Here is a 24784-nt window from a genome sequence, read left to right as displayed (position 1 = left end):
AGAGATGCGCAGAACCTTGACTGTGGCGTTGCTGACAGTGGCGGGGATGACGATAGCCGCCCCTGGTTGGGCGGAGTGTTACCGTATCATCGCTACCAACAGCACCCCCAGTTCACCCTATTATACTGAACCGGGTAAAGGCACCGCCGCCAATTGGGACGGTTCGGCAGATGCGGCGGGTTCAATTGGCAGCTTGCCGACAACCGTAAATGTCAATAACAGCACCTTCCAGCCTAATGGAACGCTACTTGCCAGCGGCACGGTGAACTTCCTACAATCCGGTAGCCAGCCTTACAGCGCTGAGCAGATCCTGTTTCGCTGCACCGCCAGCGAGGCGGGGAACCTGTATGAATATTACGCCACTAATGGCGATTCTGTTTATGCCGGTAACGTCGACGCGGGGGCTGCCAATGGCTTACCGGGCGCTTATCAAACTATTATTGATGGTGTGGCTCTGCGTGCCACTAATTTGGTCACTGGCGAATTTTATTCCCGTTACTGGAAAGCCCGCCCATTGACTAGCCTGGATACTGATTCACAAGGGTGGATCCTGGTTAAAGCCAAAAATTTCAGCAATACCAAGATAGATCTGTTTCGCCTCAGTAATTCTACTGGCTCGACTGCTGTCGGTCTTGTCAACTGGACACAACCTGCCACGTATATTGCCTTTCGCGGCGGGACGCTTTCCAGTGGTCTAACCGTCGGCGCTGACTCCAATGCGATTTACTACGGATGGCCATACAACTGGCCAGGTGCGGTGAACCTGCATAACAACCTCACTGTCCGCCGTTCAGCCAGTTGTTCGGTGACCAATGTCACACCCACTGTGATTTTCCCCATCATCACGGTCACCGAACTGAAGGCGGGAGTGACGCGGCAGAGACCGATTACCATCCAATTTGCTTGCCAGACCGGAGCACCAGCGAATGCCGGGGTAACCGCATTCGGCAGTGGGGTTGCAATCAACCAGACGGCGATGGGGATACGAGTGAATCCGGCTAATGCGGCAGCGGCCGTGTCTGCCGGTCTGGGGACCACCGGCTCAGGTGTCAGCTACTTGCTGTCAGACGGCTATGGCACTAATTCTACGGTAGCCTCCGGTGTAGGTATTCAAATTTCACGCACCAATGGCTCGGCGCTGAATCTGCTCAGTACGTTGAGTGGTTCGGTTCTTGGGGGTAATGCGGCAGGATGGTACCCGGTACTGGATGATGCGACCGCCGGTGCTGTCGTTAGCGGCATGACCACTTATACCAAAACGCTGAATGCGACACTGAAGGCATTGCCCGGTAAGACAGTTACCGCTGGCAAAGTCAGCGCGACGGCACAGGTCATTATCCAGGTGCAATGATGCGAAAATTACTGGGAGTATGTATTGCCGCAGCAGCGTTGTTTTGTGGCTGGGCGCAAGCGGGCATTATTATTGAGTCATCACGCGTAGTCTTTTCCGCCGCCGATCGTGAGCGTTCATTACTGTTGTCGAACGGCAATGCTTACCCGGTGATTGTGCAGGCATGGATTGATGACGGTGCGCCGGAAGGCACACCTGAAACAGCCGATAATGTCCCGATTTTGCCCCTACCAGGGCTTTTCAGGCTGGAATCCGGCGAGAAGAAAAATCTGCGCTTGCTGGCGACTCAACAAACACAACCACAGGATCGTGAGTCGCTGTACTGGCTAAATATTTACGAAATCCCCCCAACCGAAACAGGGTTACCCCCAGGTGTTTCGGCGGTGAAAGTGGCAGTACGCGTGCAATTAAAGGTGTTTTATCGTCCACCTAACCTGAAACTGAAAGTTGATAACCTGGCCGAACTACAGCAGTTCACTCTGGTCCGACAGCCCGGTTCGTTGACACTCATTGTCGAAAACCGGTCGCCTTATTTCGCAACCTTCAGTGCGGCAACGTTAACAGGTGGGGGCCAATCACATGATATTGATATGGGTATGTTGGCACCCTTTACGCAAAAAAAAGTGGATATGAGCGCAGAAGCCACATGGCAGCCCGAGAACGTTCGTTACACGCTGATCAATGATGATGGTAACAGTCTGGTAGGCAATAAATCACTCGGTCGTTAACAACAGACATCTATCAGCACAGTTGCCCAAAGAACTTGATTTTAGCGTTCCCAAAGGCCGAAAAAGTTATTTATACGACAGACCGCAAAGTGCTGAAAATTTTAGTTGTGTCAGCACCTTGGTTGGTCTTCCTCCCCTCTCACACATCAGGTTGCAGGTATTCGCGTTACTGTGAATTCATGTTGACGAAAGTGACCATAATCCTCTGATTATTCTTATTCAGGTCAAGCGAGGCCACCATGCAGCACAGTAAAAATATCCGGCAACTTATTGTCGTGAGTTTGTTAGGTCTCATACTGACACTCATCTTAAGTGGTATAACGACTTGGTATGTCTTACTTCATCAGACAAAAGCAGAGATAACTGCACTGTCGCAAGAGACATTGTACACCGTCGAAGAATATCTGACGGAGGCACAAGATTTACTGGATAAAACCCTCCAGCGTGATCCCCAGGACTGTTCTTTAAAAAGCCGCGAGGTATTCATTCCTGAGCTTCTCAGTGCTGTCGTCGTAACCGATATCCTTTATACGTTACCCGACAAAACGTTATGCAGCCTGACCTATGGCGATAACATCAAAGCAATATCAAAGAAATCGTTAGTCACCAACTGGCAAGGAGTGCAATTTTTTATACTCGCAGATGATGTATTAGCCGCAGGAAAAGGCAATATTCTGGTTGGAAAGAAAGGTGTTTTTGCCTTACTTCCCCAGCGACAACTGGCAGGGTTTCATGTTACTGGGCAAGAGCAGCGGACCCAACTGCATATTATGATAAATAATGAACTGTTGGTACATTCCGCCAGCAGTACAGCCCCTGACAACGGTTGGCTCATCATCAGTAAAATAGCAGACAGCGGACTACGGGTTGAGTTTTCTGTTCCTCTCACTGCACTCCGTTCATTCTGGTTGCATGCATTTTGGCCGGCTCAATGGGTCATCAACCTGTTATTACTCTTGTCATACAGTACGTTCTTCTACTGTTATGCCAGGCACAAATTATCCATGAAAAAAGCAATTCGACGAGCATTACAGAAAGGAAACTTTTGTCTTCACTATCAACCGATTGTTGAGATAAAAACCGGGCAAATACAATCACTGGAGGCGTTAATCCGCTGGCCGACAACTTCGGGGAACGCGATCCCCGCCGATGTATTTATTCCTGTGGCAGAACAAACCGGATTAATCTGCTCGATAACCCAATATGTTTTGCATCAGGTCATGATTGACCTAAGCGTCTTGCATCAAACTCATCCAAAATTGATGATCGCGGTGAACATCTCAGCGGCTGACTTATCGGCCGCAGACTTTGCCACGGCTTTACGGACACAATGTGCCGCCTATGCACTCTCACCACATTATTTAAAACTGGAAATCACCGAACGTAGCCTTGTGGATGACGAGAACGCTAAACGTAATATGCTAAGTTTGTCTGAAGAGGGATTTATGCTGGTTCTGGATGATTTTGGTACGGGCTACTCGAGTCTCTCTTACTTGAATAAACTGCCAGTGCAGACATTGAAAATAGACCGCTCATTTATTTTGGGGCTAGGTATGAATATCGCGACCGGCAGTGTGGTACCGCAAATTGTCAGTATGGCTCAGCAATTGAACATGCAGGTGATTGCCGAAGGTGTTGAAACAGCAGAACAAGCGCAGGCTCTGTTAGATTTAGACGTTCCTTATGCGCAAGGGTGGCTGTATGACAAGGCCATGCCGCTCGCGGATATTCATAAAAAATTAATTATCAACCAACAACAGCCCTATTCCGTTCTCTAAAGATATTTTCCAAGAACCGTGAAAAGGTTTTATCGATTAACCCGATGTGAAAAGTGACAACCCAGTTAGCTCAAACCTCAGTTTATAGCAGCTTGCAACAATGCTGTTTGTATCAAAAAGTAAGATGCGAAAATCAATTTCACTTTATTCAATCATAGGATGAGAAGCGATCATTCGTAGGATATTTCTGGTATTAATTGTAGGAAGCGGTGTAATAGTGCACGATAATTAGCTTAGAAAAAATAACACATTATCACTATAAATTAGCAAGATAAAAAAACCTTAGATAACAACACGTTTTGCGAATAGCAAATTAACAAATTTAAAGTAAGTCCAAAAGTGTTTCATTAAACTTTTTTTATAATTTTTTTATAATTTGACTAAAAAAGTTAGCATTGGGGGTTATGTTTCACACTCCCACCATTACATGATCTTTTATTCCATATCCATACGGATTTATAGTTGTTTACTCTGCACTTGAGCGATTAACTCAATATGCTGCCTACTTATTCTACTATAATTTATTTTTCTAGCGTTGATTTTGAGAAAAAATATTTTAGTTATACAATTTACAGCAATGAAGGTGTGGGAAGAGAACGAGTCACTTCACAATCAATTTCTATACTTATTATTTACCACAGATCAATAACTTCTATTTGTCCACATACGTGAATAGATAGTCATTAATTATCCACAACCTGATTATCAGAATTGGATGTTTTTCTTTCCACCAAAAATTTATTATAGGGGGTCGAAATGTTTTATTGCAATATAGAAACAATGGATAATTACTTTCGATACGGTTTGTTTATCTTACTTGAAGAAGCTCTGGCAAAGAATCATGTACAACAACCAGCAATCCTCGCAGGCAACCTGAGTGAAGAGACTGAAATAGTATTTATTGATGCAGACTCTAATGCTTTTTATCAGACACTTGAGCAAGCTTGTTGTTTAAAACGAAATGAATCACTCACTATTTTTATTATTTTAAATTCCCAAAATACGTTCTTACTGAGGAATGTCGAGCCGAATACAGTCTCTGGGATTTTCTATAAAACAGACGAAGAAGTTGAAATCGTTAGCAAAATAAGTCAAGTATTGAAACTGTGTGCGAAAAAGGATGCATCGTTGACGCCATCAATTGAATGGCCTGTATACACAGGGTTTCATTCTGAGCCATTCACTTCAAATGAATCTATTGTTCTTGAGTTGTTGAAAAGAGGGTTTTCGGGGAGTCACATCTCACGGATCTTAGGTAAAAGCGAAAAAACAGTGAGTCATCATAAACGCTCAGCTATGAAAAAACTGGGTGTGCAAAATATTGTGGAGCTTTTCCGCCAAATCCATTGATGAGAGGAAGTGTTGATGTATCTGGTCAATACGTCTGAAATAGAAAAGAATACATATCGTACACATGACATATATGGTTTTCTCGTTGGTGATAATATTCTCGTAAACATGCAACATGGCGTTGTGTTGCGCTTCACCCATTACGGAGTACGCCAGTGCCGTTGCGATGTTGGTACCGTTATGTTTGGAGAGACGGAGATACGATTACTGACTTATTTATTGCTTAATGCCGACGGGAAGATTGCTAATTATAATGGTGTTCTGATGTCAGTATGGGAGGATAACGGATTAGTATCTTCGTATAAGCGATTGAGCCAAGTGGTACAGAGTTTAAAAGGGAAATTATCCCAGTCTGGTTTGCCCAATGACTTTATCCGCACTGTCAGAAAACAGGGGTATTGTATTGAGGGGCACGTTATTATCCCACTGTACTATCATGTGAACAGTTAAATAGTATAAATATGCTTCTAATATGCCAGCGATAATGTTCACATGATTTATTTAACTCATATTAAAATAAAACACAGACAAAATCCTAAGTTATTTTAGCTTGGATATTGATGAGAAGTCACATTTAATTATAAAAACCAGTAATATCTCTGATGGCAAAGATTGTTAATTTTTGCCATCAGAGATATTTAATCGTTAATGATAATCCTTGTTCAAATATAATAAATATCAGTGTGGGCAAACCTGGCGACTGAACGGATAAAGCAAAAAGGCTGACGCATTTGGTAAGCAACACGTTAATGACACCAGTAAATTTTAGTGTGACCGCAGAAAACCATGTGAAACCTAAAATTTACACTCCGACAAGAGAAACTATCAAAGACGTTTTGAGTGAGTTCGTAGAACAATTACCAGGCTATTTTTAAAATTATGATAATAAGAGGCATTATGATGGATTCGCTCCTCCGCACCGATTATATAACTGACGATACCCGTAAGTTCCACGATCTCATCAATGTATACCCCCGTTTTGCGGCATTTTGGGACGGGGAGAAAATGGATTTGAATGTCAGAAAGTTGAATACTGCGATAACCACAATGAGCCACGGAGAGCAAATCATGGCACAATTTTTTGTCTCTCTCTGGCTCGGCTCTAACGGTAATCATTTTGATATTTTTGACGCAGCAGCCGTACTCGATAAAAATGAGCTGATAGCCATTGCGAAATGGTTAGCCGATCCGTTTTTGCCTTAACATCGTAACCGCCGATATCCGCTGGGTGTGGGGACTACCTACAGCGCTGACATTACCTATGCCAATCTCAAGCAAATTTATCTGATAACAACGGATGAGATGTAACATCTCAGATGGCATACTGAATAATTTTCTTTTGGATAAAAAACTGGGGAAACAAGGAGAAAAAGAGAAGTGATGGCGGAGGAGGAGAGATTCGAACTCTCGAACGGTTACCCGTCGACGGTTTTCAAGACCGTTGCCTTCAGCCACTCGGCCACCCCTCCGCAACGAGCCGAACTATAAACAGAGCGCTGCTGCTTGTAAAGCCTGTTTGTGCTTAATTGCCCAAAAAATCCGCTAGCTGATTGTCGAGTGCTGAATTTATCATCATCCCTTATGCTAACTGGCCATTAGCCGTACAACAGCCTGTTTATTTACTCCCTCACAGATGACACCTCGCCGAATAACAGCAGAGACTTCTTTGGGGTAGTGGCAAATATTTGCTAAATTAGCAGCCGTTTTATTGACTGGATTACCGAGGTTGTATGTTGGAGTTTGAAGGCCGGGTTATTGATACCGATGCACAGGGTTACCTGAAAAACAGCGCCGACTGGAGCGAAGCTTTAGCGCCAATACTGGCTGAACAGGAAGAGATTATACTCACTGAACCGCACTGGGAAGTGGTGCGCTTTGTGCGTGCTTTTTATCAAGAGTTCAATACATCACCCGCGATCCGCATGCTGGTAAAGGCCATGGCACAAAAATATGGCGAAGAAAAAGGTAATAGCCGATATCTGTATCGTTTATTCCCCAAAGGGCCAGCAAAACAAGCAACCAAAATTGCAGGGTTACCAAAGCCGGTTAAATGTATTTAACCGCAGATAGCCATATTTAACGACGGATAGCTCTGCTCCGGCACCGCTCGTGGGTTAATAGCGAATGTTAAATTTCTCAAACGCGGTGGCCGGATAAGGTTCCGTCAGCAGGCGATCCACCCGCGCACCGCGCGGCCCTCCTTGTTTAATCCACTCTAGCAGGTGTTCAACCGCATGTTGCTCGCCGTAAGCCACCACTTCCACACTGCCATCATCACAATTTTTGGCGTAACCCGTCACACCTAACTCTTGTGCCTGACGTTGCGTGCTATAGCGGAAACCCACTCCCTGAACAACACCATAAACATAGGCAGCAGTGCATACTTTTGGCATATCGACTCCCCATCTACGTGATAATTTGCATTTTCCGGCTCATACTCCGACAATACCGCTCTTTTTTCCTAGCTGGCAGCAACCTAATTATGACCGTACGCCTGATTCTTGCCAAAGGACGTGAAAAATCCTTACTTCGTCGCCATCCATGGATCTTCTCTGGGGCCGTTCAGCGCCTTGAGGGAACTGCCCTACCTGGCGAAACCCTCGATATCCTTGATAGCCAGGGTAAATGGCTGGCGCGTGCCGCCTACTCCCCTGAATCACAAATTCTGGCACGAGTCTGGACGTTCCAACAAGATGAAGTTATTGACCGCGAGTTCTTCATCCGCCGCCTACAGCAAGCGCAGAGCTGGCGTGACTGGCTGGCAAAGCGTGATGGTTTGAACGGCTATCGCCTGATCGCCGGTGAGTCTGATGGCTTGCCAGGTATCACCATAGACCGCTTTCAGAACTTTCTGGTATTGCAGTTACTGTCGGCCGGCGCTGAATATCAGCGGGAAACGCTGGTTAGCGCCTTACAACATTGCTACCCGGAATGCTCTATTTATGACCGCTCCGATGTCTCTGTGCGCAAAAAAGAGGGCTTACCCCTGACGCAAGGGACCATCAGTGGTGAAATGCCCCCTCCGCTACTGCCAATCACTGAAAACGGCATGCAATTGTTGGTTGATATTCAGCAGGGCCATAAAACAGGGTTTTATTTGGATCAGCGCGATAGCCGCCTTGCGGCGCGTAACTACGCCGATGGTCGCCGTGTTCTGAACTGCTTCTCTTATACCGGTGCCTTTGCTGTCGCGGCGCTGATGGGGAATTGTAAGCAAGTTATCAGCGTTGATACGTCACAAGCCGTGCTGGATATAGCCAAACAAAACATTGAACTCAACCAGTTGGATTTGAGCAAAACCGAATTCATTCGGGATGATGTGTTCCAATTGCTGCGTAATTACCGCACGCAAGGGGAAAAATTTGACATGATCATTATGGACCCACCGAAGTTTGTGGAGAACAAAAGTCAGTTGGCTAGTGCATGTCGGGGCTACAAAGATATTAATATGTTAGCGATACAATTACTGCGCCCAGGGGGGATCTTGTTAAGCTTCTCCTGCTCCGGTTTGATGCCAACAGATTTATTCCAGAAAATTTTGGCCGATGCTGCGTTAGATGCAGGGCATGATATACAATTTATAGAACAGTTCCGTCAGGCAGCGGATCACCCGGTTATCGCGACATATCCAGAAGGTCTGTACCTAAAAGGGTTCGCGTGCCGGATAGTATGACTTGAAATGCCCTACACTGCCCTCATATAGAAGGCAGAGTAATGTTTCTCAGGAGGTTATCATGATCGCCAGCAAATTTGGTATTGGGCAGCAGGTCCGCCACAGCCTACACGGCTATTTGGGTGTGGTGATTGATATCGATCCTGAATATTCTCTTGAGCCACCGGAACCTGATGAGGTCGCAAATAACGATATGTTGCGTTCGTCACCTTGGTATCACGTGGTTATTGAGGATGATGAGGGGCAACCGATACATACCTATCTAGCTGAAGCACAGCTAACCTATGAAGATATGGATGCTCACCCAGAGCAACCTTCATTGGATGAACTGGCGGCGTCCATCCGCCATCAGCTACAGGCTCCGCGTTTGCGCAACTAATTACTGATAAAGCCCGGCATTGATTGCCGGGTTTTTTATCGCCAAATTAAGCCGCGCCCTTGTATCACTGTTTTTCTAATTCCAGGCGCGGTATTTCAATCTTCGGGCAACGATCCATCACTACCTTTAACCCTGCATCTGCCGCCAGCGTGGCTGCCAACTCATTAATCACACCAATTTGCAGCCATAAAACTTTGGCACCGATAGCAATAGCATCTTGCGCGACGCCGTATGCGGCCTCGGCATTACGGAAAACATCCACCATATCGATAGCATGAGGAATATCTGCCAGTTCCGCATATACGTGCTGGCCCAATAATGATTTCCCCACCAACTTAGGGCTAACAGGCGTGACTTGATACCCCTGCTGTAGCAGATAAGCCATAACACCATAACTTGGCCGCGATGGGTTATCACTCGCCCCGACTAATGCAATTGTTTTTACCTGTTGGAGAATATCAGCAATGTCTTTATCGTGCATTTTTCAGTTCCTCTGATGCGCTAAAAGAATATCCCAATCCACTTGCTGCCGGATGGATACCACCAATATTAGGCGATCCTCTAAGTGTACATCATGCGAAAAAAGGATCATAAATGCGGTCAGGCCGATTGGATTTAAGGGATATAGCAGTAAGTACTGTTAGAATGTGGGTTTTATCCTTATAATTCATCAGGATAAAAACGCCACATTTATACTAAATATGTCAAAAAGTAAATAAGTGTGGGCGAACGGAAAGACTTTGACACATAATCTAGCCTGTCTGACAATGTACGCGGATATCACCCTCAGGAGCAGCACATGAAATTTGGTCTGGTGGTTGCAGGGATTCTGGCCGTTTGCTGTAGTGCTTCAGCGATAGCCACGACCTTAAAACTCGCGCCGGAAATTGACCTGTTGGTGGTCGATGGGAAAAATATGTCGGGTTCCTTACTAAAAGGTGCCGATAGCCTGGAGTTAAACAGCGGCCAGCATCAAATCCTGTTTAAAGTGGTTAAACCACTCCCAGCCGACCCGAAAGTGTTGTACGCCTCTCCGCCATTAGTAGTGGTGTTTAATACCCGCAACGTCCGTTCTGTCGCCATAAAATTGCCAGCAATTGATACCGAACGAGATGGGAATAAATTTTCTAAGAACCCAGTGTATCAGCTCATTGGCGATAACGGCCGCCCGTTATCTGTGCGCCACGATGTATTACATCAGGAAAACCTCAACACGGCGACCACACTTGAAAAGGCTATGGCCACTTATAATGTTGGGCAATTCAGTGCCTCAGTCCCCTCTTTTGCCACCATCCCGCCGTCAACGGTGAGTGCGGTGCCGGGGACCACAATTGCTGTGGCGGGCACGAATACCACACAGAACACCACCAGTCTGCAAGGTGAGAATATTGCCGAACAGATGCTGCAATATTGGTTCTTGCAAGCTAACACTGAAACTCAACAACGTTTTCTGTTATGGGCTAAAAAAAAGCAGGCTAAATAATCCGTTGACGATAAGGCGGTTCTTAAACATCAGGTTATGCTTGTTTCCTCGCATTTCTTTACGTTACCGCTATGCACAAAATCTCTGTTTCAGTAATCTGTTAGCAAACCGCTGGCATTTATTGAAGGATATTTTGATGGAACTGACTACCCGCACTATTGCGGTACGCAAGCATATTGCCCTTGTTTCTCACGACCACTGCAAAAAATCGCTGCTGGAATGGGTTATGGAAAACAAACAACTGTTGTCACAGCATGAACTTTATGCGACAGGTACCACTGGGAATCTGGTACAAAACGCAACCGGCATTGACGTTCACTGTCTGCTCAGTGGCCCAATGGGGGGAGATCAAGAAGTGGGTGCGCTGATATCTGAGAAAAAAATCGATATTTTGATTTTCTTCTGGGATCCGCTTAATGCTGTGCCGCATGATCCCGATGTGAAAGCCCTACTACGTCTGGCGACAGTCTGGAATATTCCAGTCGCCACCAATCGTTCTACCGCAGACTTCTTAATTGGCTCGACCTTGTTCAGTCGCGAAGTCACTATCGCTATCCCTGATTATGATCATTACTTAAAACAACGGCTGAAATAAGCATTAAGCCCGGTGCTACATTATGGGTCAGACCAAACCACCGGGCTTAATGTATTGGGCGATAGCCCGCTAGGGTTTACGCTGAACTGGAACACCTAATTCACTAAGTTGCTCAACAAAAATAGAGGGTTTGGCTGTATCTTGCAGTAACCAGACCTGATGCTTCGCACGCGTTATTGCAACATACAATAAACGCCGCTCCTCCGCATCGGGGAAATCTTCCGGTGCCGGTAACAGAACGTCTTCCAGAATTGATTCCCGTGCAACTGCTGGAAAACCATCATTTCCTTCATGCAAACCGGCAACAATCACATAGTCTGCCTGCTGCCCTTTGCTAGCATGAATAGTCATAAAATCGATCGTCAGTTTTGGCCAGCGCGTTGCCGCTTTTTGCAAAATCTCAGGCCGCAAATGATGATAGCGGGCCAAAATCAGAATACGTTCATCATCCTTAACAAAACCGCTTAATTTATCCAGCAGCGTTTCAAGTTGTTGGTCCGGCAAGATAATGACTGACTTTTTGTTACCTTTACTCAAGCTGTTAAGTGGCTTTTTCAATTGATGTGGGTTTTGCTGAATAAACCGGTTCGCAATTTCACCGATCCTGTCATTAAAACGATAGGTGGTATCCAAGGCACATTCCGCCCCTTCACCAAAGTGCTGGCTAAAAGCCGTGGTGAGAGAAAGCTGGGCGCCACTAAACCGATAAATCGCCTGCCAATCGTCACCTACTGCAAACAGGCAGGTTTGTTTATTTTGTTTGCGCAGAGCTGCCAACAACATGGCGCGTTGTGGTGAGATATCCTGAAACTCATCAACCAGAATATGCTTCCACGGGCTGACAAAACGCCCTTTATCCAATAAGTTAACTGCCTGATGGATCAAACCAGAGAAATCAACCGCCCCTTCTTCTTTCAACGCCGTTTTCCACACTTTCAATAGTGGAGCCATTAAGCGTATACGCTTTTGGAAGAGATCACGCACTTCTTCATCAGCTTGCTCAATCATTTCGGCTTGACTGCCACCGTGCATTCGCATCAGCCCTAACCAACGCTCCAGCCGCCCCGCCAATCTGGCTGCCAAGCGTTTATCTTGCCAAAACTCACCTTCATCAACCGCCCACTCAAGCTCATCCGTTAGCCACTCACGCCACCCTTTAGCCTGCGCTTTTTTCTCACTGCACTGCTGTTGCCAATTTTTAATCAGTAACGACCTTCTGGCCTGACTATCTGATTCCAGTTTACTGATTATTGGCGTTTTACGGCTGCCTTGCTGGATAATCTGCAATGCCAGTGCATGGAAGGTTTTAGCCTGAATATCATCCACAGCTAACCGTTGCTTAATGCGATGATTCATCTCATCAGCCGCCTGGCGGCCAAATGCGAGCAGTAAAATCTGCTCTGGTAATGCCTCATTACGGCGTAACAACCAACCAGCACGGGCCACCAGCACTGATGTTTTACCACTCCCGGCACCGGCCAGAACTAATACCGCGTCTTCGCCGTTGACCACCGCACGGCTTTGCGATTCATTTAGAGGAGAGGCTTCTACACTTTGGAAGAAATCTTGATGCTCCTCCAACATTCGGTTGGTCCATTGTTGATTCCGGCGCTCCACACTGCGACTGCCTTGCTGCAACCAGCGCAAACAAAGCTCATAGTCTGCACGACAGGACTCAAACTCGGTTAAGCGCTGTACCGGTACCGGTAATGAGGCGAAAGCCTCACGGATGGACTGCTGCACCAACCCTAACTCACTGCGCTTAAACCATTTATCCTGTTGCTCAATTCGCTTGATTGATTCCACTTGTTTATGTAAAACCTCAACACAAACCAAGCTCATCTCTTCACTCCATTGCTGCCAGATGCCCAGTAAATGTTGATAGAAACGTTGAGTTTCCTGCCATTCAGTACCATGTAAACGGACAACTTGTTGGTCTGGCAATTCAAATTCCAGTTCGCCCCAGACAATACCGCGCTTACATTCAATGTTAACCAACTGGTTAAAAGGAATCAGGTACTGATGTTTATCACCGCATACTTCGATGCCAGCATTGAGCAAGCGCACCCGATTGTAAGGATGCTGAGCCAAATGCTTGCCAAAAGATGTCGCTTTAAGTTCCATAACTGCGCGCCATAACTCGTATTAAGTGAATTGAAATAACACCATGGAGTGTAAATAAAATAATTGAGTTTAAACAACAGGTATCCGATAGTTGACAAAGGAAACTAACCCGCCCTATTGGTATAGAATGGTTAGCATTTGTTATCACTCACCCGCGTTGCGGTTTTTTTATTCAGCTAGGCAGATAAATCACTATGCGTACTGTACTGAATATTCTTAATTTTGTTTTAGGTGGTTTCTTCACCACACTGGGCTGGCTATTAGCCACAGTCGTCAGTGTCGTTCTGATTTTTACCTTACCATTAACTCGCTCTTGCTGGGAAATTACCAAATTATCATTTCTGCCTTATGGCAATGAGGCGATCCATGTCAATGAATTATACCCAGAAAAAAGTAATGCTCTGATAACTGCTGGCGGTTCTTTACTGAATATTGTCTGGTTTATTTTATTTGGTTGGTGGTTGTGTTTATCCCATATCGTCACTGGGATTGTGCAATGCGTAACCATCATTGGGATCCCGGTCGGTATTGCCAATTTTAAAATTGCTGCTATTGCTTTGTGGCCTGTGGGCCGCCGTGTCGTTTCAGTCGAAATGGCGCAGCAAGCGAGAATGGCTAACGCTAAACGCCAATATCAGCAACGCTGAATTTTCAGTTTTAGAGGTTTTTTGTGCTCACTTTCGTCACTGGTTTACGCCGTTATGTCTACAATAGTAGCCTGCTTTATCATGCCCGTATTTTTATCGCGTTGGTGGGAGTAACGGCAGTTCCGTGGTGGATTGGTCAGCCCAAACTGACCATTCCACTAACACTTGGTGTCGTCGCAGCAGCACTGACTGATCTTGATGACCGCCTGGCTGGGCGGTTACGTAATTTATTCATTACGCTGATCTGTTTTTTTATCGCCTCCGCCTCTATTGAGCTGTTATTTCCTTATCCCTGGTATTTTGCCTTCGGCCTAACCTTTTCAACCTGTGGTTTTATTCTGCTAGGTGCCTTGGGACAACGCTATGCAACCATTGCCTTTGGTGCATTGCTCATCGCTATCTACACCATGCTAGGCACCTCGATGTACCATATCTGGTACCAGCAGCCGCTATTACTGCTGCTCGGTGCCGTTTGGTATAACGTACTGACCTTGTGTGGGCACCTTATTTTCCCTATCCGCCCCTTGCAGGATAATTTGGCCCGCTGCTATCAGCAGCTTGCTCACTATTTGGAAGCAAAAGCTAATCTCTTCGATCCTGATATCGAATCAGATGTCGACCAGCCTCTTATTGATGTTGCGATGGCCAACGGCACACTGGTATCAACCTTGAATCAGGCCAAAGCCTCGCTGGTCACTCGCCTGAAAGGTGACCGGGGCCAGCGTGGAACCAGGCGGACACTTCACTACTATTTTGTCGCGCAAGATATTCATGAACGGGCCAGCTCGTCACATGTTCAATATCAGGTTCTTCGAGAAAAATTTCGTTACAGTGACGTCCTATTCCGCTTTCAGCGCTTACTGAGTATGCAAGCCAGAGCCTGCCTGCAACTTTCGCAATCTATCCTGATGAGACAAAAGTATCAGCATGATCCTCGCTTCGAGCGAGCCTTTACTTTTTTAGATGCGGCACTGGCCAGAGAACTCGCGCAAAACGAGAATATCCCGCAAGTTAAAGCCCTTTCCCACTTACTGAGAAATTTACGGGCCATTGATGCCCAATTAGCGGGGATTGAATCCGAACAAGTATTAGCCGAAGACCCGCAACCTGAGAGCCGCCTGTCTGACGACCACATTACCGGATGGAGTGATATCAAGCTGCGTATCAGCCGCCATCTCACCCCACAGTCCGCACTCTTCCGCCACGCAGTTCGCATGTCAGTGGTGCTGTGTCTCGGTTATGCGTTTATTCAATTTACTGGCATGCGCCACGGCTATTGGATCCTGTTAACCAGCCTTTTTGTCTGCCAGCCTAACTATAATGCAACACGCCGCCGCCTTGCGTTACGCATAGTTGGCACGCTGGCGGGTATCCTTATTGGCCTGCCTATCCTCTATTTTGTGCCGTCCATTGAAGGGCAACTTATTCTTATTGTCATTACTGGCGTGCTATTTTTTGCTTTCCGCAATGTTCAGTATGCTCATGCGACAATGTTTATTACCCTACTGGTTTTGCTCTGTTTTAACCTATTAGGGGAAGGATTTGAAGTTGCCGCGCCTCGGGTATTTGATACCCTGTTAGGCTGCGCCATCGCCTGGGTAGCGGTGAGTTTTATCTGGCCAGATTGGAAGTTCCGTCAGCTCCCTGCGGTGGTCCATAAAACACTGGATGCCAACTGCCGCTATTTAGATGCAATTCTGGTGCAATATTATCAAGGTAAAGATAATAGCCTGCCTTACCGTATAGCCCGCCGCGATGCACATAATTGCGACGCGGAGTTAGCCTCAGTGATTTCAAATATGTCTGCTGAACCTAAAAATGACAAAGAAACTCAGGAAGCAGCATTCCGATTGCTCTGCCTGAACCACACTATGCTGAGTTATATATCCGCGCTGGGTGCTCATCGTGAGAAACTGAGCAACACCGCCACCCTGAATCTGCTTAATGACGCAATTTGTTATGTCGAGGGTACACTTGAACAAGAACAGCCTGACGGTGCGAAAATGGCACAGGTGCTAGCCAGCTTATCTACCCGGCTACAGAACTGTAATCCTGAGCCGGAGAGCAAAGACCAATTGGTTTTACAACAAATAGGTTTATTGCTTGAACTGTTACCCGAACTCAGCGAACTCAATAGGCGTATCGGCCAGGCTAATTAAGGTTGGGGCCATTTACCTATTGGCCCCTTACGCTGTTTCAAACTGCGTAATGTTGGGCGAGTGGATATGTATTTCAAACCATTCAATAAGCTCACTACGCATCAATAAGGGCAGCACAGCATAATGATGGCCACTTATCGCTCCAGCCAGTGCCAATAAGACATTAATCCCAAGTGAGCACTTTAACGCACGTAATTTCAGATAACAGCGTTTGGCCCCCTCACGCCGCAGCTCTGCCGCATTTTTGATACCGACTTTCCACAATAGACGTTCAAGACTGGCGCTGAGATTTGGTAAATCCTTCAGACGAACTGTTGGCCCTTTTTTGCTTAAAACCTCAGCTTTCGCCCCTTGATAAGCTCGCGTAACGAAATGACTTAGTGTGCACTCATCCTCCCAGAGCGTAGAGTCAACCCAATAATAACGCAGCAATACCGGTAACCCACGCTTAGCGTAGACAAGGTTACTCATCCCCCGACTACGAAATAGATTTTCTATCTTATTATTAGCACGTAAATACAATTCGCCATCCGAAACCACAGCAAACATAATGCCATTCGCCAACAGCCCATATCCGCCAAATTGCGAGCGAACTGTGATCTTGCCTAAAAAATCAAAACGCCCCTGCGCTTGTATGATTTTGTTTTCTGATGCGGTTTCCATGACTACTCCTTTAGTAAAAATCCGATCTAACGTCCCTATTCAATTGCAATAAGTGTAAGAGGAACAACCAATTAAAAAATACGCAATATGGATTACCTAGCCAAACACAAAATGAATTTGCAGGTATTTACATCACAATTATGCGAAGCGTCTTGTAAAAATTTAGTTGATCTTCGAACAAACAGTGACTACTGTATATACATACAGCACACTACAGGCGAGGTTCATAATGCGTACTCAATCACTAAAACCTTATCATGCTAATTATCACTCCCTTGTTAGCCGTGAAACACCGGAACGAGTTGATGCTCCAACAGATAGTGGCCTTATCAGTGAACTTGTGTACAGTGAAAACCAGCCTGCGGTAACCCAGTTATTGCTTCCTTTATTACAACAACTGGGTAAGCAGTCTCGCTGGCTTTTATGGCTGGCTCCACAGCAGAAATTAAGTCGTGTGTGGTTACAGCATTCAGGCTTGCCAGTAGATAAAGTTGTTCAGTTAAGGCAAATCAATCCATTGTCGACTGTTGATGCAATGGAGAAGGCATTATTGACGGGGAACTACAGTGTCGTTCTTGGTTGGCTACCGGATTTGTCAGAAAATGATCGGATTAGATTACGTTTAGCAGCAAAGTTAGGGAATGCCTATGGGTTTGTTATGCGTCCGTTGAATGACATAAAACTGAACCAAGGACAGTGCGCAACGTTAAAAATTCATTCTTCTTTGTATCATTAAGTAAATTTAGGATTTATCCCATGAATTATTACAATATTTAGCGCTTAGTCCTGCAAAACCAGCATAAAGCGAGTCGGAATGCGGCTTGTAGCAAAAAACAACACCCCTAAAAAGCTGGTTTTTACCGCTAAATCGTTAAAGATAATGCACTATTTCGCCTTTTTTTCAGGCGGTTTATCACATCACACTTGTAACTTTCTCGCCACGTTGTAGACTTTACATCGCCAAGGTTGCTCTAAAACGCCAAATTATACTGGCAGCGTGATTAACGGGAGCGTTAAAACCTTGGCGAAGAATTTTAACCAAGGGCTTAGCTTTTTAAAGCTCATTGCCTATTTGGATGATAACGAGGCGTAAAATGAAAAAGACAGCTATCGCATTAGCAGTGGCACTGGCTGGTTTCGCTACAGTAGCGCAAGCCGCACCGAAAGATAACACCTGGTACACCGGTGGTAAACTGGGCTGGTCCCAGTATCAAGATACTGGCACTGGCGGTATCTATGGCGACGTTGGCAACGATGGTCCTACCCATAAAAACCAACTGGGTGCTGGTGCGTTCTTGGGTTACCAAGCAAACCAATACCTGGGCTTTGAAATGGGATACGACTGGCTTGGCCGTATGCCTTACAAAGGCGACGTAAATAACGGCGCATTCAAAGCACAAGGCGTACAGTTGGCTGCTAAACTGAGCTACCCTGTTGCTCAAGATCTGGACCTGTACACCCGTCTGGGTGGTATGGTTTGGCGTGCAGATTCTAGCGCTTACGATGCTCCTACTGATACCCGTTCTAGCAACCATGACACCGGTGTTTCTCCACTGGTAGCACTGGGTGCAGAATACGCATGGACCAAAAACTGGGCAACCCGTATGGAATACCAATGGGTTAGCAACATCGGTGATAGAGCTACCGTTGGTGCTCGTCCAGACAACGGCATGCTGAGCCTGGGTGTTTCTTACCGTTTCGGTCAAGATGATGCAGTAGCACCAGTAGTTGCTCCAGCACCAGCTCCAGCTCCAGTTGTTGACACTAAGCGTTTCACTCTGAAGTCTGACGTGCTGTTCGCTTTCAACAAAGCAACTCTGAAACCAGAAGGCCAGCAAGCTCTGGACCAACTGTATGCACAACTGAGCTCTATCGATCCTAAAGACGGTTCTGTAGTTGTTCTGGGCTTCGCTGACCGTATCGGTCAACCAGCTCCTAACTTAGCTCTGTCTCAGCGCCGTGCTGACAGCGTGCGTGATTACCTGGTTTCTAAAGGTATCCCTGCTGACAAAATCACCGCTCGCGGTGAAGGCCAAGCAAACCCAGTGACTGGTAGCACCTGTGCTACTGTGAAACCACGTGCTGCTCTGATCGAGTGCCTGGCACCAGATCGTCGCGTAGAGATCGAAGTTAAAGGCTACAAAGAAGTTGTAACTCAGCCACAGGCTTAAGTTTACTCCTTTTGTAAAAAACCCCGCATTGCGGGGTTTTTTTTTGTCATTAATGATAGTAAACCCATTAATATCTCTATTATTAATGGGTTTACTTCATCTCTGATCAGGTTCATGCCAAGACAGGTTAGATCTCTTTACCGAGAATATCCTGTAAGTCCTGTTTCAAAGATGACATCTGGTTGGCATATTTCTCTTTGCGCTCAGCATCTTCAATTAACTGCACCACTGTATCTGACAAGGTACCGCCACGGCGCCGGGCTAGAGCAGCCAAACGCTGCCAAACCAGAAATTCCAGATCGATAGATTTTTTGCGGGTATGCTGATGCTCGGCATTAAAATGGCGCTTACGCCTGGCGCGGATAGTCTGCTTCATCCGAGTAGCCAGTTGCATATTCATATGTGCGTCAATCCACTCCAACACCTTTACTGGTTCACTTTCCAGCTTCATCAGCTGCTCTACCGCGTCCGTAGCTGCACTGTTTTCAATATGGCGAGTAATGGCTTCACCTTCACGGTGTTTTTTTACCAAATACGCCCATTTCCAACCACTTTCCAGATTTTCCAGTTGTTGATATTTCATCGTGAGCTCTTTAGTGACCGTGTAACTTAAATCAAGCATAACAGTTTTATGCAGAATTTCACCCTACTAAAAGCATATGATTAGTTTGTTTTTTGTACGGAACACTGCCGATGTCTTACTCCTTGCGACCAACTACCACTCTACGTATATGCAGCCTGCTTTATTCTTGTATAATCGCCCTTTCCCTTTTTGACGATTGCATCTATTACTTTGACCAATAACCGACTTGAATGGCAGTCACTACTGCCGAACGCAACGCCTTATGAAGCGTTATTTGCTACGGCCTCCCAGTTGGAGCCGGTTTCTTTCTCGGCGATTCAGCCCCGGTTAGAGAATGGCATGACGTTGTTTTGTCATCCTCAATCTCAACCGCGTTTTATGCTGATTAAAGCACAGGAGAGTACTGAGTATCTGGCACTGATCGCGCAGGTAGTTAAAGAGCTGCAACCTGAAGCCTCTGCCGTGTTTGGTGGTGATTATCAGGTTGATGGTAACCTAGTGACCTGGCAGCCGGCACAACGTGGTGACGAGCCTTTTGCGGCCCGTTCACGCTGCCTCTATCAGGAATGGGTAGAACCAGAACAACTGTTTGGTTGTGTTAGATGGCATAAAGATCAAATCAGTCTGCAACCTGGCTTGGTTCATCAAGCTAATGGCGGCATATTGATCCTGTCAGTACGGGCATTACAAGCTCAACCACTGATGTGGCTGCGCCTGAAACAAATGATTGTTCAGCAACGCTTCGATTGGTTGTCACCTGATGAAACCCGCCCTCTGCCAGTACATATTCCCTCGATGCCACTGGACCTGCGCCTGATTCTTGTTGGCGACCGTCTGGGCCTTGGCGATTTCCACGATATGGAACCCGAGTTAGGGGAATTGGCTATCTATGGCGAGTTCGAAGTCGAACTGCCACTGGTCGATATCGATGGTATGACCCTATGGTGTGGTTATATCAATGCGTTATTGCAAAGAAAGCAGTTGCCATCCTTATCTGCCGATGCCTGGCCAGTTCTGTTTCGTCAGGCGGTGCGCTACAGCGGTGATCAGGGTAGTCTGCCTCTGTGTCCGCAATGGTTAACCGGTCACTTAGCCGAAGCGGCGCTATATGCTGAAGAAGCCTCAATAACCGCCAATGCGCTGGAAGTTGCACTGAATGCCCGTGACTGGCGCAATAGTTATCTTGCCGAGCGGATGCAAGATGAAATTGAGCTAGGGCAGATTTTGGTTGATACCGAAGGCCTGGTCGTCGGCCAGATTAATGGCTTGTCGGTACTGGAATACCCAGGCCACCCTTATGCCTTTGGCGAACCTGCACGTATCAGTTGTGTGGTTCACTTGGGTGACGGCGAATTTGTTGACGTTGAACGTAAAGCGGAATTAGGCGGTAATCTACATGCTAAAGGCATGATGATTATGCAGGCATTCTTGATTTCGGAATTGGAACTTGATCAACCGCTGCCATTCTCGGCCTCGATTGTTTTTGAGCAATCCTATGGTGAAGTCGATGGCGATAGCGCCTCACTGGCCGAGCTTTGTGCTTTGATCAGCGCCCTTTCGCAGCAGCCGATCAACCAGCAAATTGCGGTCACCGGCTCGGTTGATCAGTTTGGTAATGTGCAGCCTATTGGCGGCGTGAATGAAAAGATCGAAGGCTTCTTCGAAGCTTGTCAGCGTCGCGGGCTGACGGGCACACAGGGGGTGATTCTACCCACGACCAATGTCCGTCATTTATGCCTGAATCAGGCGGTAGTTGAGGCAGTGCAAAATGGTCAGTTCCATCTCTGGGCCGTTGATAGCGCCGCTGAAGCACTACCGTTATTGACAGGTATGGTGTATGCCGACGAGCAGCAACCCAGCCTGTTAGGTATAATTCAAGAGCGAATCTCACAGGTTAATCCGCAGGACAGACACCGTTGGCCATGGCCATTACGCTGGCTAAACTGGTTCAACCAGGGCTGATCGGACTTGCTCAGCGTACAGGTGTACGCTATTCTGCGCACTTCACTAAAATAAGGCTTACTGAGAACATGGTAGATAAACGCGAATCCTATACAAAAGAAGACCTTGAAGCATCAGGCCGTGGCGAACTGTTTGGCGCTGGCGGACCACCATTGCCAGCAGGCAATATGTTAATGATGGACCGTGTCGTCAAGATGACTGAAGACGGCGGTACCTATGGCAAAGGTTATGTGGAAGCGGAACTGGATATCAATCCAGACCTATGGTTCTTCGGTTGCCACTTTATCGGTGATCCTGTTATGCCTGGTTGCCTGGGCCTTGATGCTATGTGGCAATTGGTTGGTTTCTATCTTGGCTGGTTAGGTGGCGAAGGCAAAGGCCGCGCGCTGGGTGTCGGTGAGGTGAAATTCACCGGTCAGATACTGCCTGATGCCAAGAAAGTAACATATCGTATTAATTTTAAACGCGTTATTATGCGTAAATTAATTATGGGTGTCGCGGACGGTGAAGTATTGGTTGATGGCAAAGTGATTTACACTGCCACCGACTTGAAAGTGGGTCTGTTTAAAGATACCAATACTTTCTAAAATATTGTTCTGTTATCCCTGTGCAGGGGCAGTCACTCCCCTGCACCATAATAATGATGCCCAAAGGCATTTTTTTTAACTCAAGTAACTACAATAAATGTAGTCACTTATTGGGTTTTAATTTTCAGCCCATGCTCAGCCAAAAACACAATCATGATGTGAGGAATGGTATGCAAAGAACCTGTCTTGAAGATATGCCCTGTCCGGTTGCCCGCGCTCTTGAACGCGTCGGTGAATGGTGGAGCATATTAATCATCCGTGATGCCTTTCAAGGGTTAACACGCTTTGATGAATTTCAGCAAAGTTTGCAGCTATCCCCCACTATCCTCACCCGTCGCCTAAAGTATCTGGTGGAAAGTGGGATCCTTGAGAAGCGACTGTATAATCCGCGCCCTGCCCGTTATGAGTATTTATTGACTGAGCGTGGTAATGATTTCTTCCCCGTGATGGCGGCACTATTCCACTGGGGTAATCAGCATTTTGCGCCACTTGGCCCTGCGGTGATACTCGCAGATCGCCGTACTGGAAATCCAGTAGAGGCCATCTTACTGGACAGAAATACCGGGCAACCTATTCAGGCACAAGATGTCACTCTTGCGGCAGGCTCCGTCAAGAGCGATATAATTAATCAACGGTTGGCACTGATGCATGGCAAACAATCAATCGATACCCGTCAGCAGTCCCACTCAATTAAGTCTCAAAAGGAAAAACGATGAATACGCGCCGTGTAGTAATTACAGGAATGGGTGTGGTTTCCCCATTAGGCTGTGGTAGCGAAACTGTTTGGCAACGTCTGCTGGCAGGGCAATCCGGCATCCGTGTTCTGCCGGATGAGATTGTCGGTGATTTACCAGCCAAGATTGGTGGGCAAGTTCCTACACTTGATGCAGACTCAGCAGCAGGCTTTGATCCTGATAAAGCTGTAGCGCCAAAAGATCAGAAGAAAATGGATCGTTTCATTGAATTTGCGATGGCGGCGGCAGATGAAGCTATCACCCAAGCCGACTGGCATGCCGACAATGCAGAAAAACAGGAACGTACCGCTACGGTAATTGGTTCTGGTATTGGGGGGTTCCCAGCGATTGCTCATGCAGTACGCACCACCGACACTCGTGGGCCAAAACGCCTTTCCCCTTTCACCGTGCCTTCGTTTTTAGTGAATTTGGCTGCGGGTCATGTTTCTATTAAGCATCATTTTAAAGGGCCGATTGGCGCACCCGTCACCGCTTGTGCGGCGGGAGTGCAAGCTATTGGTGATGCAGTGCGGATGATCCGCAACGATGAAGCGGATGTTGCCCTATGTGGTGGCACTGAAGCCGCAATTGATAAGGTCAGTTTGGCTGGTTTTGCGGCGGCCCGCGCGCTATCAACCGGCTCTAATAGTACACCTGAAAAAGCCTCCCGCCCCTTCGACAGTGCTCGTGATGGCTTTGTGATGGGGGAAGGTGCCGGTTTACTGATTATTGAGGAGTTAGAGCATGCTCTCGCACGTGGCGCACAACCATTGGCTGAGATTGTCGGCTACGGTACCAGTGCCGATGCCTACCATATGACTTCTGGTGCTGAAGACGGTGATGGCGCATATCGTGCAATGAAGATCGCTTTGCGTCAGGCTAAAATTAAACCGGAACAAGTTCAGCATCTTAATGCGCATGCAACCTCAACCCCGGTGGGTGATATCGGTGAAATCAATGCGATTAAACACTTATTTGGTGAGAGTGCTACCTTAGCCATTACCTCAACCAAGTCAGCCACCGGGCATTTGCTGGGAGCGGCTGGCGGATTGGAAACCATCTTCACGGTACTGGCGTTACGTGATCAAATCGTGCCAGCCACTCTGAATTTGGAGAATCTGGATCCTGCGGCCGAGGGGTTGAATATCGTGGCAGGTAAAGCTCTTCCTCATGAGATAACTTATGCGCTGTCAAATGGCTTCGGTTTTGGTGGCGTTAACGCGAGTATCTTGCTAAAGCGCTGGATTGAATAGTTTGATATGAGTCCCGATGAGTTGACACCAGTCAATGATTCGGGTAAGCGAATGCAGCCAACAACGCTGCGGCGCCAAGTACGAAGAGTAAAAATGAAAACCTCCGCAATATGCGCATAAAGCGGAGGTGATCCCTTAGTCTGACAGAGAGCCGCTTAAGCGGTCACAGCCCTGTCCTCCATGGCTTGTCGCCAACCTCCTAACCAATGTGATCTGGCGTCTAAAGCTTGATAGGGACAAATTTCCCTTGAACGCCCTGAAATACCTGCTTGATATCCGCGTGACAATGCCCTTTCCAGGCGATCTCTTTTCTGTCTCTTCATGCCTCGTTTCCCTCATCTTTCGGTCTGGTGGAAAGAAAACAGTGACCACTTTATGTGCAGCCACAATTAAGTGATAGACCTTAGGAAACAGAAAAGCAATGCGCAAAATTCACGCCAATGTCATATTTGTGAGCTATGCACGCTGAATTTGCTAAGTGGTTGATTTGGGGGCAACTGAAGACAATATGTTGATATTAAACAAAAAACCCTCTTTCGCTGTAATTTTTCATTAGCAACGAAA

25 protein-coding genes and 1 tRNA gene are annotated in these 24784 nt (G+C 46.7%); 19 read left to right on the top strand and 7 right to left on the bottom strand.

Features of this window, described 5'->3' with window-relative positions; genetic code table 11:
- Positions 1–4 precede the first annotated feature (4 nt).
- The 6 genes from EL015_RS08560 (at position 5) to EL015_RS08535 (ending at position 6410) form a co-directional block, all read left to right on the top strand.
- Positions 5–1351 (top strand): fimbrial protein, encoded by a 1347-nt coding sequence (locus EL015_RS08560; RefSeq protein WP_032906142.1) that lies wholly within the window; start codon positions 5–7, stop codon positions 1349–1351.
- Positions 1348–2079 carry a fimbrial biogenesis chaperone gene (locus EL015_RS08555; RefSeq protein ID WP_050088722.1) on the top strand — a complete coding sequence of 244 codons (732 nt, stop codon included), beginning with the start codon at positions 1348–1350 and terminating at the stop codon, positions 2077–2079. Before EL015_RS08560 ends, EL015_RS08555 begins: the two co-directional genes overlap by 4 nt.
- Positions 2080–2318: 239 nt before the next feature.
- Positions 2319–3857: an EAL domain-containing protein gene (locus tag EL015_RS08550; protein WP_005184574.1), complete on the top strand. Its 1539-nt coding sequence runs from the start codon at positions 2319–2321 to the stop codon at positions 3855–3857.
- Positions 3858–4613: 756 nt separating this feature from the next.
- Positions 4614–5207 (top strand): helix-turn-helix transcriptional regulator, encoded by a 594-nt coding sequence (locus tag EL015_RS08545; RefSeq protein ID WP_050074557.1) that lies wholly within the window; start codon positions 4614–4616, stop codon positions 5205–5207.
- Between the two features lie 15 nt (positions 5208–5222).
- Positions 5223–5657, top strand: coding sequence for a winged helix-turn-helix domain-containing protein (locus EL015_RS08540; RefSeq protein ID WP_050074558.1), 435 nt, complete (start codon positions 5223–5225; stop codon positions 5655–5657).
- 447 nt (positions 5658–6104) lie between these two features.
- Complete coding sequence (locus tag EL015_RS08535; protein ID WP_053011735.1) at positions 6105–6410, top strand: hypothetical protein; 306 nt, start codon at positions 6105–6107, stop codon at positions 6408–6410.
- Between the two features lie 178 nt (positions 6411–6588).
- Here the strand turns inward: EL015_RS08535 and EL015_RS08530 are convergent.
- Positions 6589–6676, bottom strand: a tRNA-Ser gene (locus EL015_RS08530).
- A 261-nt stretch (positions 6677–6937) separates the two neighbouring features.
- Between EL015_RS08530 and tusE the strand changes: the two genes are divergently transcribed.
- Positions 6938–7267, top strand: a complete 330-nt coding sequence (gene tusE, locus EL015_RS08525) for a sulfurtransferase TusE (protein WP_005184582.1) — start codon at positions 6938–6940, stop codon at positions 7265–7267.
- 54 nt (positions 7268–7321) lie between these two features.
- On the opposite strand, the gene yccX is transcribed toward tusE, so the two are convergent.
- A complete protein-coding gene (gene yccX, locus EL015_RS08520; protein WP_005184584.1) occupies positions 7322–7600 on the bottom strand; it encodes an acylphosphatase in 279 nt (92 codons plus the stop codon).
- Positions 7601–7689: 89 nt separating this feature from the next.
- Between yccX and rlmI the strand changes: the two genes are divergently transcribed.
- Both rlmI and hspQ read left to right on the top strand, forming a co-directional pair.
- On the top strand, positions 7690–8880 hold the full coding sequence (gene rlmI, locus EL015_RS08515) for a 23S rRNA (cytosine(1962)-C(5))-methyltransferase RlmI (protein WP_005184585.1): 1191 nt from the start codon (positions 7690–7692) through the stop codon (positions 8878–8880).
- A gap of 61 nt (positions 8881–8941) precedes the next feature.
- Positions 8942–9259: a heat shock protein HspQ gene (hspQ, locus tag EL015_RS08510; RefSeq protein ID WP_005184587.1), complete on the top strand. Its 318-nt coding sequence runs from the start codon at positions 8942–8944 to the stop codon at positions 9257–9259.
- A gap of 64 nt (positions 9260–9323) precedes the next feature.
- On the opposite strand, the gene EL015_RS08505 is transcribed toward hspQ, so the two are convergent.
- On the bottom strand, positions 9324–9740 hold the full coding sequence (locus tag EL015_RS08505; RefSeq protein ID WP_005184589.1) for a CoA-binding protein: 417 nt from the start codon (positions 9738–9740) through the stop codon (positions 9324–9326).
- Positions 9741–10058: 318 nt separating this feature from the next.
- Here EL015_RS08505 and EL015_RS08500 point away from each other — a divergent pair, with 318 nt between their 5' ends.
- Both EL015_RS08500 and EL015_RS08495 read left to right on the top strand, forming a co-directional pair.
- The gene (locus EL015_RS08500) at positions 10059–10742 is read left to right on the top strand and encodes a DUF2057 family protein (protein WP_005184591.1); all 684 of its coding nucleotides are present in this window, start codon (positions 10059–10061) and stop codon (positions 10740–10742) included.
- A 136-nt stretch (positions 10743–10878) separates the two neighbouring features.
- Positions 10879–11337 carry a methylglyoxal synthase gene (locus EL015_RS08495; RefSeq protein ID WP_032906145.1) on the top strand — a complete coding sequence of 153 codons (459 nt, stop codon included), beginning with the start codon at positions 10879–10881 and terminating at the stop codon, positions 11335–11337.
- 69 nt (positions 11338–11406) lie between these two features.
- Here EL015_RS08495 and helD read toward each other — a convergent pair whose 3' ends face one another.
- Entirely contained in the window at positions 11407–13461 is a 2055-nt protein-coding gene (gene helD / locus EL015_RS08490) for a DNA helicase IV (RefSeq protein WP_005184595.1), read from the bottom strand.
- 194 nt (positions 13462–13655) lie between these two features.
- Here helD and EL015_RS08485 point away from each other — a divergent pair, with 194 nt between their 5' ends.
- A complete protein-coding gene (locus EL015_RS08485; protein WP_005184597.1) occupies positions 13656–14108 on the top strand; it encodes a YccF domain-containing protein in 453 nt (150 codons plus the stop codon).
- Positions 14109–14131: 23 nt separating this feature from the next.
- A complete protein-coding gene (yccS, locus tag EL015_RS08480; RefSeq protein WP_005184598.1) occupies positions 14132–16267 on the top strand; it encodes a YccS family putative transporter in 2136 nt (711 codons plus the stop codon).
- A 27-nt stretch (positions 16268–16294) separates the two neighbouring features.
- On the opposite strand, the gene EL015_RS08475 is transcribed toward yccS, so the two are convergent.
- Positions 16295–16930, bottom strand: a complete 636-nt coding sequence (locus tag EL015_RS08475; protein ID WP_005184599.1) for a TfoX/Sxy family DNA transformation protein — start codon at positions 16928–16930, stop codon at positions 16295–16297.
- A gap of 229 nt (positions 16931–17159) precedes the next feature.
- Here EL015_RS08475 and sulA point away from each other — a divergent pair, with 229 nt between their 5' ends.
- Both sulA and ompA read left to right on the top strand, forming a co-directional pair.
- The gene (gene sulA, locus EL015_RS08470; protein WP_005184600.1) at positions 17160–17666 is read left to right on the top strand and encodes an SOS-induced cell division inhibitor SulA; all 507 of its coding nucleotides are present in this window, start codon (positions 17160–17162) and stop codon (positions 17664–17666) included.
- Between the two features lie 358 nt (positions 17667–18024).
- A complete protein-coding gene (gene ompA / locus EL015_RS08465) occupies positions 18025–19101 on the top strand; it encodes a porin OmpA (protein WP_005184601.1) in 1077 nt (358 codons plus the stop codon).
- 127 nt (positions 19102–19228) lie between these two features.
- On the opposite strand, the gene matP is transcribed toward ompA, so the two are convergent.
- Entirely contained in the window at positions 19229–19684 is a 456-nt protein-coding gene (matP, locus tag EL015_RS08460) for a macrodomain Ter protein MatP (protein ID WP_005184603.1), read from the bottom strand.
- 210 nt (positions 19685–19894) lie between these two features.
- Between matP and EL015_RS08455 the strand changes: the two genes are divergently transcribed.
- The 4 genes from EL015_RS08455 to fabF all read left to right on the top strand — a co-directional run bounded on the left by EL015_RS08455 (position 19895) and on the right by fabF (position 24220).
- Complete coding sequence (locus EL015_RS08455) at positions 19895–21646, top strand: AAA family ATPase (RefSeq protein WP_005184605.1); 1752 nt, start codon at positions 19895–19897, stop codon at positions 21644–21646.
- 68 nt (positions 21647–21714) lie between these two features.
- Positions 21715–22233 (top strand): bifunctional 3-hydroxydecanoyl-ACP dehydratase/trans-2-decenoyl-ACP isomerase, encoded by a 519-nt coding sequence (fabA, locus tag EL015_RS08450; RefSeq protein WP_005184607.1) that lies wholly within the window; start codon positions 21715–21717, stop codon positions 22231–22233.
- Positions 22234–22403: 170 nt separating this feature from the next.
- Positions 22404–22949, top strand: a complete 546-nt coding sequence (locus tag EL015_RS08445) for a winged helix-turn-helix transcriptional regulator (protein WP_032906219.1) — start codon at positions 22404–22406, stop codon at positions 22947–22949.
- Positions 22946–24220 (top strand): beta-ketoacyl-ACP synthase II, encoded by a 1275-nt coding sequence (gene fabF / locus EL015_RS08440; protein ID WP_032906148.1) that lies wholly within the window; start codon positions 22946–22948, stop codon positions 24218–24220. The genes EL015_RS08445 and fabF overlap by 4 nt, the downstream gene beginning before the upstream one ends.
- 155 nt (positions 24221–24375) lie before the next feature.
- Here fabF and rmf read toward each other — a convergent pair whose 3' ends face one another.
- Positions 24376–24543: a ribosome modulation factor gene (gene rmf / locus EL015_RS08435; RefSeq protein ID WP_005170911.1), complete on the bottom strand. Its 168-nt coding sequence runs from the start codon at positions 24541–24543 to the stop codon at positions 24376–24378.
- Positions 24544–24784: the final 241 nt, after the last annotated feature.

The sequence above is a fragment of the Yersinia intermedia genome (genome assembly GCF_900635455.1).
Classification (GTDB): domain Bacteria; phylum Pseudomonadota; class Gammaproteobacteria; order Enterobacterales; family Enterobacteriaceae; genus Yersinia; species Yersinia intermedia.
This window is presented reverse-complemented; position numbering and strand designations above follow the sequence as displayed.

Excerpts from the sequence above, each read along its gene's own strand:
- EL015_RS08560 (WP_032906142.1), top strand. The coding sequence starts at position 5 with ATGCGCAGAACCTTGACTGTGGCGTTGCTGACAGTGGCGGGGATGACG.
- EL015_RS08555 (WP_050088722.1), top strand. The coding sequence starts at position 1,348 with ATGATGCGAAAATTACTGGGAGTATGTATTGCCGCAGCAGCGTTGTTT.
- EL015_RS08550 (WP_005184574.1), top strand. The coding sequence starts at position 2,319 with ATGCAGCACAGTAAAAATATCCGGCAACTTATTGTCGTGAGTTTGTTA.
- EL015_RS08545 (WP_050074557.1), top strand. The coding sequence starts at position 4,614 with ATGTTTTATTGCAATATAGAAACAATGGATAATTACTTTCGATACGGT.
- EL015_RS08540 (WP_050074558.1), top strand. The coding sequence starts at position 5,223 with ATGTATCTGGTCAATACGTCTGAAATAGAAAAGAATACATATCGTACA.
- EL015_RS08535 (WP_053011735.1), top strand. The coding sequence starts at position 6,105 with ATGATGGATTCGCTCCTCCGCACCGATTATATAACTGACGATACCCGT.
- tusE (WP_005184582.1), top strand. The coding sequence starts at position 6,938 with ATGTTGGAGTTTGAAGGCCGGGTTATTGATACCGATGCACAGGGTTAC.
- yccX (WP_005184584.1), bottom strand. The coding sequence starts at position 7,600 with ATGCCAAAAGTATGCACTGCTGCCTATGTTTATGGTGTTGTTCAGGGA.
- rlmI (WP_005184585.1), top strand. The coding sequence starts at position 7,690 with ATGACCGTACGCCTGATTCTTGCCAAAGGACGTGAAAAATCCTTACTT.
- hspQ (WP_005184587.1), top strand. The coding sequence starts at position 8,942 with ATGATCGCCAGCAAATTTGGTATTGGGCAGCAGGTCCGCCACAGCCTA.
- EL015_RS08505 (WP_005184589.1), bottom strand. The coding sequence starts at position 9,740 with ATGCACGATAAAGACATTGCTGATATTCTCCAACAGGTAAAAACAATT.
- EL015_RS08500 (WP_005184591.1), top strand. The coding sequence starts at position 10,059 with ATGAAATTTGGTCTGGTGGTTGCAGGGATTCTGGCCGTTTGCTGTAGT.
- EL015_RS08495 (WP_032906145.1), top strand. The coding sequence starts at position 10,879 with ATGGAACTGACTACCCGCACTATTGCGGTACGCAAGCATATTGCCCTT.
- helD (WP_005184595.1), bottom strand. The coding sequence starts at position 13,461 with ATGGAACTTAAAGCGACATCTTTTGGCAAGCATTTGGCTCAGCATCCT.
- EL015_RS08485 (WP_005184597.1), top strand. The coding sequence starts at position 13,656 with ATGCGTACTGTACTGAATATTCTTAATTTTGTTTTAGGTGGTTTCTTC.
- EL015_RS08475 (WP_005184599.1), bottom strand. The coding sequence starts at position 16,930 with ATGGAAACCGCATCAGAAAACAAAATCATACAAGCGCAGGGGCGTTTT.
- sulA (WP_005184600.1), top strand. The coding sequence starts at position 17,160 with ATGCGTACTCAATCACTAAAACCTTATCATGCTAATTATCACTCCCTT.
- ompA (WP_005184601.1), top strand. The coding sequence starts at position 18,025 with ATGAAAAAGACAGCTATCGCATTAGCAGTGGCACTGGCTGGTTTCGCT.
- matP (WP_005184603.1), bottom strand. The coding sequence starts at position 19,684 with ATGAAATATCAACAACTGGAAAATCTGGAAAGTGGTTGGAAATGGGCG.
- fabA (WP_005184607.1), top strand. The coding sequence starts at position 21,715 with ATGGTAGATAAACGCGAATCCTATACAAAAGAAGACCTTGAAGCATCA.
- EL015_RS08445 (WP_032906219.1), top strand. The coding sequence starts at position 22,404 with ATGCAAAGAACCTGTCTTGAAGATATGCCCTGTCCGGTTGCCCGCGCT.
- fabF (WP_032906148.1), top strand. The coding sequence starts at position 22,946 with ATGAATACGCGCCGTGTAGTAATTACAGGAATGGGTGTGGTTTCCCCA.
- rmf (WP_005170911.1), bottom strand. The coding sequence starts at position 24,543 with ATGAAGAGACAGAAAAGAGATCGCCTGGAAAGGGCATTGTCACGCGGA.